9 protein-coding genes are annotated in these 14139 nt (G+C 64.5%); 7 read left to right on the forward strand and 2 right to left on the reverse strand.

What is annotated here, in order from left to right; all coding sequences use genetic code 11:
- Window positions 1–150 precede the first annotated feature (150 nt).
- From JQ597_RS10175 to trxA, 7 genes are all read left to right on the forward strand, one after another.
- Complete coding sequence (locus JQ597_RS10175; protein WP_212264061.1) at window positions 151–2670, forward strand: PAS domain-containing sensor histidine kinase; 2520 nt, start codon at window positions 151–153, stop codon at window positions 2668–2670.
- The gene (tsaE, locus tag JQ597_RS10180) at window positions 2667–4184 is read left to right on the forward strand and encodes a tRNA (adenosine(37)-N6)-threonylcarbamoyltransferase complex ATPase subunit type 1 TsaE (RefSeq protein ID WP_212264062.1); all 1518 of its coding nucleotides are present in this window, start codon (window positions 2667–2669) and stop codon (window positions 4182–4184) included. The genes JQ597_RS10175 and tsaE overlap by 4 nt, the downstream gene beginning before the upstream one ends.
- Before the next feature lie 89 nt (window positions 4185–4273).
- On the forward strand, window positions 4274–4600 hold the full coding sequence (locus JQ597_RS10185) for a PilZ domain-containing protein (RefSeq protein WP_212264063.1): 327 nt from the start codon (window positions 4274–4276) through the stop codon (window positions 4598–4600).
- Window positions 4601–4724: 124 nt separating this feature from the next.
- Window positions 4725–5447, forward strand: coding sequence for a nucleotidyltransferase family protein (locus JQ597_RS10190; protein WP_212264064.1), 723 nt, complete (start codon window positions 4725–4727; stop codon window positions 5445–5447).
- Window positions 5448–5583: 136 nt separating this feature from the next.
- Window positions 5584–8730 carry a double-strand break repair protein AddB gene (addB, locus tag JQ597_RS10195; protein WP_212264065.1) on the forward strand — a complete coding sequence of 1049 codons (3147 nt, stop codon included), beginning with the start codon at window positions 5584–5586 and terminating at the stop codon, window positions 8728–8730.
- Window positions 8724–12251 (forward strand): double-strand break repair helicase AddA, encoded by a 3528-nt coding sequence (gene addA / locus JQ597_RS10200; protein ID WP_212264066.1) that lies wholly within the window; start codon window positions 8724–8726, stop codon window positions 12249–12251. The genes addB and addA overlap by 7 nt, the downstream gene beginning before the upstream one ends.
- A 68-nt stretch (window positions 12252–12319) precedes the next feature.
- On the forward strand, window positions 12320–12640 hold the full coding sequence (gene trxA / locus JQ597_RS10205) for a thioredoxin (protein WP_192736238.1): 321 nt from the start codon (window positions 12320–12322) through the stop codon (window positions 12638–12640).
- A 36-nt stretch (window positions 12641–12676) separates the two neighbouring features.
- Here the strand turns inward: trxA and JQ597_RS10210 are convergent, their stop codons facing one another.
- The gene (locus JQ597_RS10210) at window positions 12677–13204 is read right to left on the reverse strand and encodes a class I SAM-dependent methyltransferase (protein WP_212264067.1); all 528 of its coding nucleotides are present in this window, start codon (window positions 13202–13204) and stop codon (window positions 12677–12679) included.
- 166 nt (window positions 13205–13370) lie between these two features.
- Window positions 13371–14111: a metallophosphoesterase family protein gene (locus JQ597_RS10215; protein WP_212264068.1), complete on the reverse strand. Its 741-nt coding sequence runs from the start codon at window positions 14109–14111 to the stop codon at window positions 13371–13373.
- Between the last annotated feature and the right edge of the window lie 28 nt (window positions 14112–14139).

Here is a 14139-nt window from a genome sequence, read left to right on the forward strand (position 1 = left end):
GCGCGACGTTATCCGCCCCTTTTTGCACAGCCAGATTCACGTTCACGGTCTGGACTCTTACCCACGGAGTCGCGTTGGGGATACTCTCACTCGATTCGTGCACGGCTGATGTAAGCGCCGGGCCTGAAGTCGTGCGTTCTGGGGCAAATCATGTCGGGCGTAGTCGCGGCGATGCGTCGAAACCTGCTGTCGTGCACCTCACTGGCACGTCACGGCATGATCGCGCTCGCCTCTGCTTTATCCATCGTATCGGAACCGGCTTTGGCCGGCGATTTGCCGCTCTCCGAGGTGATTTCGGCCTGGCTCGACCTCAATCACCAGGAATTCGCGGTGCTGACCACGGCATTGTCGCTGCTCGGCTTCACCGTCGTGGCGGCAATCCTGTTGATGCGCACCCGCGTCAAGGCGACCCGCACCGAGGTCCGCCTGCGCCAGGACATCGCCGATCTGCAGGTTCAGGCCGACCGGCTGCGGGCTCTGCTGTTCGCCGAGCCGCAAATTCTGATCTCCTGGGCCGCGGGCGACAGCCGGCCCCAGATCAGCGGTGACACCGCGCTGCTGATCTCGCAGGAAGCGTTGCAAAACTCACCGCAGCGGATCCTCGCCTTTGGAACCTGGCTGCCGCCGGAACCGGCGCTGCAGATGGACCATGCCGTCGATGCGTTGCGCGAGGCAGGGGAAGGCTTTCTGCTCAACCTCTCGACCTCGAACGGCCGCGCGATCGAGGCGATGGGCCGCGCCATCGGCGGCCAAGCCGTTGTTCGGATTCGCGAACTCGGTGGGCTGCGCCGCGAACTCGCCGAATCCAATCTGCGCTACAAGACGCTTCAGGAAGAGACCGAGCTGCTGCGTGACTTCGCCGCCGCCGCGCCCTGGCCGATATGGGCCAAGAGCCCCGAGGGCAATCTGCGCTACGCCAATACGGCCTATGTGCGGGCGACCGAAGGAACCAGCGTCGCCGATGTCGTCCGTCGCAACCTTGAACTTTTGGAAACCGACCAGCGCACCGACATGAGCCGGACGTTGAACGACAGTTCCAGCTTCAGCGCGCGGCTGCCGATCGTGGTCGGCGGCGAACGGCGGATCTATGACGTGCAAGCCTTGAAGCTTGGCGGCGGCAGCGCCGGCATCGCGATCGACGCCAGCGAGGCGACCCAGCTGCGCGCCGCGATGCAGCGGATGTCGGAGGCGCATCGCCGCACCCTCGACCAATTGTCGTCGGGGGTTGCGGTATTCGACGCCCAGCGCCGGCTCGCCTTCTACAACGAATCCTTCCGCCGGCTGTGGGGCCTCGATCAGGCCTTCCTCGACGGCCAGCCCGACGATTCCAGCGTGCTCGACCGGCTGCGCGCCACGCGCAAACTCCCCGAGCAGCCGGACTTCCGCGCCTGGAAAGCCAAGCTGCACGAGGCCTATCGCGCGGTCGAGCCGGAGACCTACACCTGGTTCCTGCCCGACGGCCGCGCGGTCAGCGTCGTCACCACGCCGAACCTCGAAGGCGGCGTCACCTATTTGTTCGACAATGTCACCGAAAGCCTCGATCTGGCGCGGCGGTTCGACGGGCTGACAAGGGTACAGCACGAGACGCTCAACAATCTCGCCGAAGCGGTCGCGGTGTTCGGCAGCAACGGCCGCGTGGAACTGTTCAATCCCGCCTTTGCGAAGATGTGGAAACTGTCGGAAGAGCAGCTGCGCGAACAGCCCCACATCGAGACCGTGGAATCCTGGTGCAAGCCGCTGTTCGACGACGATCTGACCTGGCGCACGCTGCGCGAGGCGATCACCGCGATCGGCAACCGGGCGCAGGTGGCGCTGAAGCTCGAGCGCAAGGACGGCAGCGTGCTGACCTGCATGACCATGCCGCTGCCCGACGGCGCCACGATGCTGACCTTCCAGGACATCAGCGACACCGAAAACGTCGAACGCGCGCTGCGCGAACGCAACGAGGCGCTCGAGACCGCCGACCAGATGAAGGTCGATTTCGTCCACCACGTGTCCTACGAACTGCGCGCCCCGCTCACCACCATCATCGGCTTCGCGCACTTCCTGAGCGATCCCTCGACCGGTCCGCTGACGCCAAAGCAGGCCGAGTATCTCGACTACGTCACCAAATCCACCAACGCGCTGCTGGCGCTGACCAACAACATCCTCGACCTCGCCACCATCGACGCCGGCGCCATGAAGCTCGAACTCGGCCCGGTCAACATCGCGAAAGCCATCGAGTCGGCCAGGGAAGGCATTCAGGACCGGCTCGCCACCGACCGCATCGAACTCAAGGTCGACATCGATCCCAGCATCGGCGACTTCACCGGCGACGAGCGCCGCGTGGTGCAGGTGCTCTATAACCTGCTTGCCAATGCCGTCGGCTTCTCGCCGCATGATGCAACCGTCAGCATCAGCGCACGGCGCAACGAGCATCGCGTCATCTTCACAGTCACCGATTCCGGACCGGGCATCCCGCCCGACGTCAAGGACAAGGTGTTCGACTGGTTCGAGAGTCATTCCAACGGCTCGCGGCACCGCGGCGCGGGGCTTGGTCTGTCGCTGGTGCGCTCCTTTGTCGAACTGCACGGCGGCAAGGTGCGGGTCGATTCGGAACTCGGCAAGGGCACGACGGTCACGTGCGACTTTCCGATCGACCAGAACGCCCATCGCAACGCCGCCGAATGACCGTATCAGCGACATTCTCGGTGGCGCTCGCGAACGAGACCGCGACCGCGCAACTGATGGCCGACTTTGCGCTGCTGGTTGGCCCCGGCGATGTGATCACGCTGTCGGGCGATCTCGGCGCCGGCAAGACGTCAGCGGCGCGCGCGATGATCCGCTACCTCGCCAACGACGAGGCGCTGGAAGTGCCGAGCCCGACATTCACGCTGGCGCAAAGCTATGACCAGCCGTTTCCGATCGTTCACGCCGATCTCTATCGCATCAACGATTCGAGCGAGCTGGAGGAAATCGGGCTGTCGCCGCTGCCCGAGGGGGCGTTGGCGCTGATCGAATGGCCGGAGCGCGCTGCGGACGAGCTGCCGGACGACCGCATCGACATCGCCTTCAGCCATCGTCCCGCGTTCGGATCCAGTGCGCGCGCCGCCGAGTTTACCGGTCATGGCAGGGCGGCGGCCCAGGTCGAGAGACTTAAAGTCCTGCGCCAGTTTCTCGAAACATCAGGCTTTTTGGAAGCGCAGCGCGAGCGCATGCCCGGCGATGCCTCGACGCGTTCCTATGCGCGGCTGCATCTGGGCGGCACAGCCATCCTGATGAATTCACCGAAGCGGCCGGACGGCCCGGCGATCTATGACGGGAAATCCTACAGCGCCGCCGTGCATCTGGCCGAAGACGTCAAGCCGTTCGTCGCCATCGCCAACGGCCTGCGCGAGCGCGGCTTCTCGGCGCCGGCGATCCGCCACCAGGACCTCGATGCCGGTTTCCTGATCACCGAGGATTTCGGCCACGCCGGTATTGTCGAGGGCGATCCGCCGCAACCGATCGTGGAGCGCTACGAGGCCGCGACCGACATGCTGGCGGCGCTGCATCGCGAGCCGCTGCCGGACATCCTGCTGCTGACATTGCAATCGACCCACGCCATTCCCGTATTCGACACCGAAGCGTGGCTGGTCGAGATGGGGCTGATGCTTGAGTGGTACATGCCCGATCGCGGCGTCGAGCCAAGCCAGGAACTGCGCGACGAATTCGTCGGGATGTGGCGGGAGTTATTGAAGAAGCCGGCGGCCGCGCCGCGGACCTGGGTGATCCGGGACTTCCATTCCCCCAACATCATCTGGCTCGATGATCGTTCCGGAATCCTGCGGGTCGGCATCATCGATTTCCAGGACGCGGTGCTGGGACCTGCCGCCTACGACCTGGTGTCGCTGCTGCAGGACGCGCGGATCGACGTGCCCGAGGCGCTCGAACTGACGCTGTTGACCCGCTACATCAAGGCGCGGCGCGTAGCCGACAGCAACTTCGATCCGGCCGGTTTCGCCGAGCTCTACGCCATCATGTCGGCGCAGCGGAATACCCGCCTGCTCGGCACTTTCGCACGGCTCAACCGGCGCGATGGCAAGCCGCAATATCTGCGTCATCAGCCGCGAATCTGGACCTATCTGAACCGTTCATTGGCCCACCCGGCCCTGGCGGATTTTCGCGAATGGTACACCGCCAACGTGCCGCCGCCGGTCGCCTGATTTACCACTTGTTAGCCACCCCGGCTTTAATCTGCGGAAGGCTATGCTCCGCGTGTGCGAGCGGCTGTTTCGAATCCGGGAATACGGCGATGGCGACATCAGAGCGGCGCAAGGGAGATCGCGTCACATTCGAGCGCGGCTATCCGGCGCATATGATGGGCATCGACGGCACATGGCGGCGTGAATGCGTGATGGAAGACGTCTCCGAGACCGGCGCCAAGCTGACGGTGGAAGGTTCCGTCGAGGGCTTGCATCTGAAGGAATTCTTTCTGCTGCTGTCGTCCACGGGACTGGCCTACCGCCGCTGCGAACTGGCCTGGGTCAATGGCGACCAGATCGGCGTCAATTTCCTGAAGCAGGGCGACAAGAAGAAAAAGGCGACCGGCAAGCGCGGCGCGGAGACCGCCGAGGCATGAGCCCCGCCGCGCCAGCGTCGTCTTACAGCCGTCATCTGCAATGACTATGGCCTCACAGTCGCTGGATCAGCCGAATCACCGTGATATGATCCCAAGCGCTGATCCGTTTCGAGAAATCCAGGAAATGTCCGTCACGCCCAAGAAAGCCATGGTCCTCGCCGCCGGTCTAGGCCTGCGGATGCGCCCGTTGACCGACCACATGCCAAAGCCCCTGGTGCGCGTGATGGGCCAGCCGCTGCTCGATCACGTGCTGGACAAGCTGGCCGCCACCGGCGTCGGCGAAGCCGTGGTCAATGTGCATTATCTGCCCGACCAGATCATCGAACATACCGCCTCCCGAACCCGCCCCCGCATTACCATCTCCGACGAACGCGATCAGGTGCTCGGCACCGGCGGCGCCGTCGTGAAGGCCCTGCCTTTGCTCGGCACAGAGCCGTTCTTCCATCTCAACGCCGACACCATGTGGATCGACGGCGTGCGGCCCAATCTGACGCGGCTGGCCGAGACCTTCGATCCCGCGCGCATGGATATCCTGCTGTTGATGGCGCCGACCACCAGCAGCATCGGCTATGCCGGCCGCGGCGATTACTCGATGCTGCCGGACGGTGCGCTGCGCAAGCGGCGTGAACATCAGGTGGTGCCGTTCGTCTATGCCGGCGCCGCGATCATGTCGCCGTCGCTGTTTACAGGTGCGCCCGCGGGCGAGTTCTCGCTGACGAAATTGTTCGACCAGGCCAATGAGCAGGAGCGGCTGTTCGGCCTGCGCCTCGACGGCGTCTGGATGCATGTCGGAACCCCCGATGCGGTGCAGGCCGCGGAAGAGGCGTATCTGGAGAGCGTGGCGTAAGGCGCCGCGTACGACCCGTTATCGTCGTCCCGGCTCAAGGCCGGGACGGCGTACAGAGTTGCGGGCTGCCGTCACCCCACCCATGACCATTGAGCCATCACTCCCTATATTGCCCTGACCTCGAATCAGGCAGCCCATGCGCGTTTTCAGCGTTCCCGTATCCGTGCCGCTTCTGCGCACCGTCATCTCGGCGTTGGTCGACGGCCGGTTGGTCGATGGATTCGAGGCGCGCCAGAATCCATTGAACCTGGCGCAGGCGACGCTCTATCTGCCGACCCGGCGCGCCGGCCGGATGGCGCGGGAATTCTTCCTCGACGAGATGAAGACCGACGCGGCGATCCTGCCGCGGATCGTGGCGCTCGGCGATATCGACGAGGACGAACTGGCGTTCGCGGAAGGCTCCGAACAATTCGGCGGCGTGGCGCCGCTCGACATTCCGCCGCGGCTCGGCGAGCTCGAGCGGCGGCTGACGCTGGCCCATCTCGTGGCGGCGTGGGCCAAAACGCCGGTGTCGGCGCCGCTGGTGGTCGGCGGCCCGGCCTCGACGCTGGCGCTGGCCGGCGATCTGGCGCGATTGATGGACGACATGGTCACCCGCGGCGTCGACTGGGACGCGCTCGACAAACTGGTGCCGGACCAGCTCGATCGATACTGGCAGCACTCGCTGGAATTCCTGCGCATCGCGCGCAAGGCGTGGCCGCAGCATTTGCACGAAATCGGACGGATCGAACCGGCGGCGCGGCGCGACCTTCTGATCGACGCCGAGGCCGCGCGCCTGACTGCGCACCACAAGGGCCCGGTGATCGCGGCGGGTTCGACCGGCTCGATGCCCGCGACCGCCAAATTCCTGCACGTCGTCGCCAGGCTCAAACAAGGCGCGGTGGTGCTGCCGGGGTTAGATACCGATCTCGATGACGCGGCCTGGCAGACCATCGGCGGCATCAGAGACGCGCAAGGCAAATTCACCACTCCGCCGGCCTCGAACCATCCGCAATTCGCGATGCATGCCCTATTGGACCGGTTCGGCATCAAGCGCAGCGACGTCGAGATTTTGGGCACGCCTGCGCCTGATGGACGCGACGTGCTGGTCTCCGAAACGATGCGGCCGTCGACCGCGACCGAACAATGGCACGACCGGCTCGAACAGCCTGACATTGCCGCGAAGATTTCGGGCGGCATGAAAAACCTCGCGGTCGTCGCGGCGCCCAATCCGGAGATGGAGGCGCTGGCGATCGCGGTCGCCATGCGCGAGGCGCGGCATCTCGACAAATCGGCCGCGCTGGTGACGCCGGACCGTGCGCTGGCGCGGCGGGTGATGGCAGCACTCGGCCGCTGGAACCTCGAATTCGATGATTCCGGCGGTGACGCGCTGATGGATACCTCCGCCGGAATCTTTGCGCGGCTGGTGGCGCAAGCCGCGGCGAAGGGGCTGGAGCCTCCGACCTTGCTGGCGCTGATGAAGCACCCGCTGTTCCGGCTCGGTGGCGCGCATGGTGCGCTGAAACATGCCATCGAGGTGCTGGAACTGGCCCTGCTGCGCGGCACGCGGCCGCAAGCCGGCAGCAATGGCCTCGCGCGCGACTTCGATCGTTTTCGCGCTGAACTCAGGAAATTGAAAGACGGCGAGACCTCCTCGCTCCATGCGTCCGAGCAACGCGCCAAATTGCGGGATGACGCACTCGATCAGGCGCGAGGGTTGATCTCTGCACTGCAGCAGGCGCTGTTGCCGCTGGAAAGCATGACGTCGTCGAAGCCCTATGACTTCGCTGAACTGGCGCATTGCCACCGCGAGGTGTTGATGGCCCTGTCATCCGACCAAACCGAAATCGCCATCGTGTTCGAGGGCGCCCAGGGATCAGCGCTGGCCTCGGCGTTTGCCGATCTGTTGGGCGAACAGAAACCCAGCGGGCTGATGGTCCAGCTCGGCGATTATCCGGAATTGTTCCAGACCGCCTTCGCCGACCGCATGGTACGGCGGCCGGAATCGGCGAGCGCGCATCTGCACATTTATGGCCAGCTCGAAGCACGCTTGACCGAATCCGATCGCGTGATTCTGGGCGGGCTGGTCGAAGGCGTGTGGCCACCGTCACCGCGGATCGATCCGTGGTTGAGCCGGCCGATGCGGCATGAACTCGGCCTCGATCTGCCGGAGCGGCGCATCGGCCTGTCAGCGCATGACTTCGCGCAACTGCTCGGCCACACCGACGTCATCCTGACCCATTCGGCGAAAGTCGGCGGCGCGCCGGCGGTGGCCTCGCGCTTCCTGCACCGGCTCGAGGCCGTCGCCGGCGAAGAGCACTGGAAGCAAGCCACAAAGGCCGGCGAGGATTATGTCCGCTACGCCGCCGAACTCGACCGGCCGGCAAAGATAGAGCCGATCCCGCAGCCCGCGCCAAAGCCGCCACGTGCGACGCGCCCGCTGAAATTGTCGGTGACGGCGATCGAGGACTGGCTGCGCGATCCCTACACGATCTACGCGAAATACATTCTGCGGCTCGACCCGCTCGATCCCGTCGATATGCCACTGTCAGCTGCCGATCGCGGCTCGGCGATCCATGAAGCGCTTGGCGAATTTACAAAAACCTTCGCCGACACATTGCCGGCCCAGCCTGCGCTCGCGCTGCGCGGCATCGGGGAGAAATTTTTTGCGCCGCTGATGGAGCGCCCCGAGGCGCGGGCGCTGTGGTGGCCGCGGTTCCAGCGCATCGCCGCATGGTTCGCCGATTGGGAAATGGCGCGCCGCGATCACATCCACCGGATCGATGCCGAGATCAAGGGCGAAATCGGTATTCCGCTCGACAACGAACGAACCTTCATCCTGTCAGCCCGCGCCGACCGCATCGAGCAGCGCGCTGACGGCCGCTTCGCGATCCTCGACTACAAGACGGGCCAGCCGCCGACTGGCAAGCAGGTGCGGATGGGACTGTCGCCGCAGCTCACCCTCGAGGCCGCAATCCTGCGCGAAGGCGGCTTCAAGGATATCGGCGCGGATTCGTCGGTCGCCGAACTCGCCTATGTCAGGCTCAGCGGCAACAACCCGCCGGGCGAGCACCGTTCGCTGGAACTGAAGATCAGAAACAACGATACGCCGCAGCCACCGGACGAAGCGGCGGATTATGCGCGGCTGGAGCTGGAAAAACTGATCCGCAAATTCGAAGACGAGAACCAGGCCTACACCTCGTTGAACCTGTCGATGTGGTCGAACCGCTACGGCGCCTATGACGATCTCGCCCGGATCAAGGAATGGTCCGCGGCCGGCGGGTTGGGGATCGAGGAATGGTGAAGGCTCCCCGCATCATTCCTCCCAATGTGCGCGATACCCAGGCGCGCGCGTCCGATCCGGCGGCGTCCTCGTTCGTGTCGGCCAATGCCGGCTCGGGCAAGACCCATGTGCTGGTGCAACGCGTGATACGGCTGCTGCTGGGTGGCGTGGCGCCGGAAAAGATCCTCTGCATCACCTTTACAAAAGCCGCCGCCGCCAACATGGCGGAACGGGTGTTCTCGACGCTGGGACATTGGGTCACGCTCGACGACGCTTCGCTGGATGCCGCGATCAAGGAAGTAGGGATTGCGAATCCCAATGCAAAGCTGCGGAAAACGGCGCGCCAATTGTTCGCCTGCGCGCTGGAGACGCCGGGCGGACTGAAAGTGCAGACCATCCACGCGCTGTGCACGCGCCTGCTGCAGCAATTCCCGTTCGAGGCGAATGTGCCCGCGCGCTTCGCCGTGCTTGACGACCGCGACCAGAACGAGATGATGGAGCGCGCCAATCTCGCGGTGTTTCTGGAGGCGTCGCGCCACCCCGACAGCGCGACCGGCCAGGCACTCCGGATGGCGATGGCCAGTGCGGCGGACGTGACCTTCAAGGAGGTTGTGCGCGAGGCCTGTCTTAGCCGCGATCATTTCATGGCGTGGACGGACACCGCAGGTGGCGCCCACGTGGCGGCGGGGCAAGTCTCCGCGGCACTCGGTGTCGACCCTGAGGATCGTATTGAGGATGTCGAGCGCGCCATTGTCGATGGACCGAACCTGCCGCGATCGCGCTGGTCGGAGATCTCCGGAATTCTCGACACCGGCAGCAAGACCGACCAGGATCAGGCCGCCCGGCTTCGTGCAGGGCTGGTGTTCACCGGCGCTGCGCAGGTCGACGAATATCTCGGCCTGTTTCTCACCGAGACCGACCGCACCCGCCGCAAATCGGTGGTGACCAAGAAATTCGTCGACAACAATCCGGCCATCGGCCGGCTGTTCGAATCCGAGGCCGATCGCATCGCCCCTCTGATCGAACGCCGCCGCGCCTTGACGGCCCGGGACCGCACCGAGGCGCTGCTGCACATCGCAACCGCTTCTGCCGCGAACTACCGGCGCGAGAAGCTGGAACGTGGACTGCTCGATTATGACGACCTGATCGACAAGACGCTTCGGATGCTGGACCGCGTCTCCTCCGGCTGGGTCCATTACAAACTTGATCGTGGCGTCGATCATGTGCTGATCGACGAGGCGCAGGACACCAGCCCGCGGCAATGGGACATCATCGCGCACATCATTTCCGAATTTACTTCCGGCGCGGGTGCGCGTGATGGCGTGATGCGTACCGTGTTCGCGGTCGGCGACGAGAAACAGTCGATCTTTTCGTTTCAGGGTGCGGCCCCCCGCGAATTCGACCTGCGTCGGCGAGCTCTGAAGAAGAAATTCGAAGATGCCGGCCTGAAATTCGATCCGGTGTCTTTCAACTATTCGTTTCGTTCCGGGCCGGCAATCCTGCATTCGGTCGATCATGTTTTCCGCGAGCAGGAGATATTCCGCAGTATCCACGCGGTCGAGAACGGATACCCGATCCATCATGCGCTGGAAGACGCAGGCCCAAGCCTGATCGATCTATGGGAATTGGCCGTAGCCGACGACAGGCCAGACATGGAAGGCTGGCGCGCGCCGTTCGACGGCGTCGCCGTGACCAGTCCCGAGGTAAAGCTCGCCCGGCGGATTCAGGCCGAGATCAAATCGCTGGTCGAAAGCGGCACCATGACCGGCAGCGCCAGTGACCGCCGTCCACTGCGATACGGCGACATGCTGGTGCTGGTGCGCCGGCGTGGCAATGCATTCGATGCGGTGATCCAGGCGCTGAAGCACGCAAACGTCCCGGTCGCCGGCGCCGACCGACTCAAACTGACTGAGCACATCGCGGCCATCGACCTGATGAATCTGGCGGACGCACTGCTGTTGCCGCAGGACGATCTGGCGCTGGCGGTGGCATTGAAGAGCCCGCTGTTCGGCCTCTCTGACGACGATCTGTTCAAGCTCGCCTGGCAGCGAAAGGGATCGTTGCGTGCGGCATTGAGCGCGCGCGCCGCGACCGATGGATTGCTGAGGGACGCGCTCTGGCGGTTGGAGCAATGCGAGCGACGCGTCGTCAACGCGACGCCGTTTGCTTTCTACTCCTGGCTGCTGGGCGGCGACGGGGGCCGTGCGCGGATCCTGAACCGGCTCGGGCATGAAGCCAATGATGCGCTCGATGAGTTTCTGGAACTTGCGCTGAGCTACGAGCGCAAGGCGCCTGCCTCGCTGCAGGGCTTCATGGCGTGGCTGCGTGCGGCCGATACCGAGGTCAAGCGCGACATGGAAATCTCGCGCGACGAAGTTCGTGTCATGACCGTCCATGGCGCCAAGGGCCTGGAGGCGTCTGTGGTGTTCCTGGTCGACACCACGACATCTCCCTCGGATACGCAGCGGCTACGACTCATCAACCTGCCGCAGGGCAATGCTGGTCCGCACGCCCCCGGAATCGTGGTTTGGGCCGGCCGCAAGGCCGAAGATCCCCCCGCCCTCGTCACCGCACGGGCGGCGATGCTAGGCGATACCGAGGATGAATACCGCCGCCTGCTTTACGTGGCGATGACGCGCGCGGCCGATCGCCTGATCGTCGGTGGTTGCATGCCCGGCAACAGGAAGGATGTTCGCCCCTCCTCCTGGTATGATCTTATCAGCAAGGGCCTCGACCGTTCCGAATTGCAGCTCGAGGAGATCATGACATCGAGCGGCGTCGTGAAGCGCTATTTGCGGGCCGAGAAAGTCGTGCCTGCCACGGGATCAGTTACGCCGGCAAAGGCGCCATCGATCGATTTTCCATCGTGGTTGCTGACACCGGCGCAGCCGGAGCGTCCGGCGGAGGGTTTGCTGCGCCCGTCCGATCCCGCTGACGACGACAGCCATCCGGTCCGGTCAGGCGAATCGATCCTCGCCCGCGCCAAGGCTCTCAAGCGCGGCACGCTGGTGCACCGGTTGCTGCAGTCGCTGCCCGATATCGCCGCCGAACGCCGCCGCGAGGCCGCGTTGTCCTACCTCGCCCGCAACGCCGGCGGCTGGACCGACGACGAACGGCTCACTCTGGCGGAAAAAGCGCTGGCGCTGATTGCGGATGCGCGCTTTGCGCACGCCTTTGCACCGGGCAGCCAGGCCGAGGTCTCGATCGTCGGACGGCTGGACCGGGCCGGGCAGCCACCGGCGCTGGTTTCCGGCCAAATCGACCGGCTGGTGGTGACCGAGCGAGAGGTTTTGATCGTCGATTACAAGACCAACCACGCCCCGCCCAAGCTGCCTGCCGAGGCGCCGCGCGGCTATGTCCGCCAGCTCGCGCTCTACCGGGCGGTACTGGCAAAACTTTATCCCCAGCTGCCGGTCCGGGCCGCGCTGCTCTGGACCGAAACGCCTGATTTGATGGAGATTTCCGCCCCCGCGCTGGACGCGGCACTGGCATCCCATCATCTCGGCGTGACCGCGCTTGACCCGGCAAGATCGCGTTCATAGGTTCGTCAATATGATCCTAAGGCGCGATTCTCATCCGCGCGCTGTTTTCAACCGAACGAGGTATTCCCATGGCCGTTGGCAAGGTTTCTGACGCCGATTTCGAAGCCGAAGTGCTCAACGCGACCGGGCCGGTGGTCGTGGATTTCTGGGCCGAATGGTGCGGCCCCTGCCGCATGATCGCCCCGGCGCTCGACGAGATTTCCGGCGCGATGGGCGACAAGGTCAAGATCGTGAAGCTGAACGTCGACGAGAGCCCGAAGACGGCCTCGAAATACGGCGTGATGTCGATCCCGACCCTGATGATCTTCAAGGGCGGCGAGATGGCCTCCCGCCAGGTCGGCGCCGCGCCGAAGGCGAAGCTGCAGCAGTGGATCACTGCGGCGGTCTGAGGTTTTTCGCTATCTGATTCGTTGAGCGGCCGGCGATTAGCCGGCCGTTTGCGTTGAGCCATCCCTGATCCGACAGACCATGGTGGCATGATCCCACCATGGATTGACGCCGACCTGCGTGTTCTGCACGCCGAAGCCCGCGTCCCCCAACTCCTGCACGAGATCCGGCAGGAGCTTCAGCGTCCGGTAGGGCCGGCCATTCTCCAACAAATGACCGGTTAGCGGGTCAAAGCGAGCCTTGGCCTCATCGGACTTCGGCAAACCGCACATGCTGCTGACGACGAAAACGCCGCCGGGCCGAAGAATGCGGCGAACCTCCCGAGGGCACCGGGCTCTGTCACTTCCGATCAGGCAATGCAGACAGCTGCCGTCGATCGCGATGTCAAAGGACCTTTCGGGAAAGAACGTCATCTCGCAAACGCTGCCTTGCCCGAAGGAGCCGGAAAGACCGCATGCATCGAACAGTTCCCTGGCCCAGGCGACAGCGATATCGGAAATATCGATGCCGTACACCTCGTAAGCTTGCGGGCCATCCATAGCGATGACGACATGCCATTGCCGCATCCGAGTTCGAGCACTCTTGCGGGCGGCCGCGGAAAGGTCTCGTGTTCCAGCCGATCAAGCGTTGCAGTCATCCGAGCGACGTTCTGGTGATGCCGGCTTCCTGCCCAACCCGAATGACCATCGGCCCGCACACGACGATACGCCTCGTCGTAGTCGGACATCGCTCTTACCCGATCCAACCCGTCGCCAGCGCGGAGGCCAGCTCAAGCTGGCCGTTCTGCCGCGCCAGCGCCGCCATCGCCTCATGGTCGTAGGGCACATGGCGGAACGTCACGCGCCAGGATCCATCGGCCAGTTCGAGGATCGCATAGCGCGCGTCCGGCGTGCCGGCTTCGATCACATGCGGAAACGGATGGGTGTCGCGATAACCGGGTGAGCCGACGCTGCCGGGATTGACGATTCTGCGGCCATCGCCAAGCCGGACGGTGCGCGCGACATGGGTGTGGGCGCACAGGATCAGCGGCTGCGTGATTCCAGCGGCTTGCTTCTCGATCGCATCCGGCGACGACATGCAAACGGTACCGTCGGGAAGCACGGTCTCCAGCCAATAGACTTCGTCGTGCGCAGGCGTGGCGTGACAGAGAAACACAAGGTCGCGATAGACGCGCGTCGGCGGCACCGCGCGCAGCCAGTCGAGATGAGTCTTGTCGAGTTGCGCATGGGCCGGCCGGTCCCAGGAACCCATCTTCTCCGGCGGCCGGTCTATCAGATAGCGGTCATGGTTGCCGAGCACGTGCACGGCATCGAGCGCGATCAACGCATCCATCGTGCGCCGAGCGTCGAGCGGGCCGCTCGCCATGTCGCCGAGATTGACGATCTCTTTGATGCCCTGCGCGCGGATGTCGGCGATGACAGCTTCCAGCGCGAGATAGTTTCCGTGCACATCGGCAATCGCGGCAAAACGCATGGTGCTTCCAGTCCCGTCTAAGTCTACG

The organism is Bradyrhizobium sp. AUGA SZCCT0177 (assembly GCF_018130125.1).
GTDB lineage: Bacteria > Pseudomonadota > Alphaproteobacteria > Rhizobiales > Xanthobacteraceae > Bradyrhizobium.

Excerpts from the sequence above, each read along its gene's own strand:
- JQ597_RS10175 (WP_212264061.1), top strand. The coding sequence starts at position 151 with ATGTCGGGCGTAGTCGCGGCGATGCGTCGAAACCTGCTGTCGTGCACC.
- tsaE (WP_212264062.1), top strand. The coding sequence starts at position 2,667 with ATGACCGTATCAGCGACATTCTCGGTGGCGCTCGCGAACGAGACCGCG.
- JQ597_RS10185 (WP_212264063.1), top strand. The coding sequence starts at position 4,274 with ATGGCGACATCAGAGCGGCGCAAGGGAGATCGCGTCACATTCGAGCGC.
- JQ597_RS10190 (WP_212264064.1), top strand. The coding sequence starts at position 4,725 with ATGTCCGTCACGCCCAAGAAAGCCATGGTCCTCGCCGCCGGTCTAGGC.
- addB (WP_212264065.1), top strand. The coding sequence starts at position 5,584 with ATGCGCGTTTTCAGCGTTCCCGTATCCGTGCCGCTTCTGCGCACCGTC.
- addA (WP_212264066.1), top strand. The coding sequence starts at position 8,724 with ATGGTGAAGGCTCCCCGCATCATTCCTCCCAATGTGCGCGATACCCAG.
- trxA (WP_192736238.1), top strand. The coding sequence starts at position 12,320 with ATGGCCGTTGGCAAGGTTTCTGACGCCGATTTCGAAGCCGAAGTGCTC.
- JQ597_RS10210 (WP_212264067.1), bottom strand. The coding sequence starts at position 13,204 with ATGCGGCAATGGCATGTCGTCATCGCTATGGATGGCCCGCAAGCTTAC.
- JQ597_RS10215 (WP_212264068.1), bottom strand. The coding sequence starts at position 14,111 with ATGCGTTTTGCCGCGATTGCCGATGTGCACGGAAACTATCTCGCGCTG.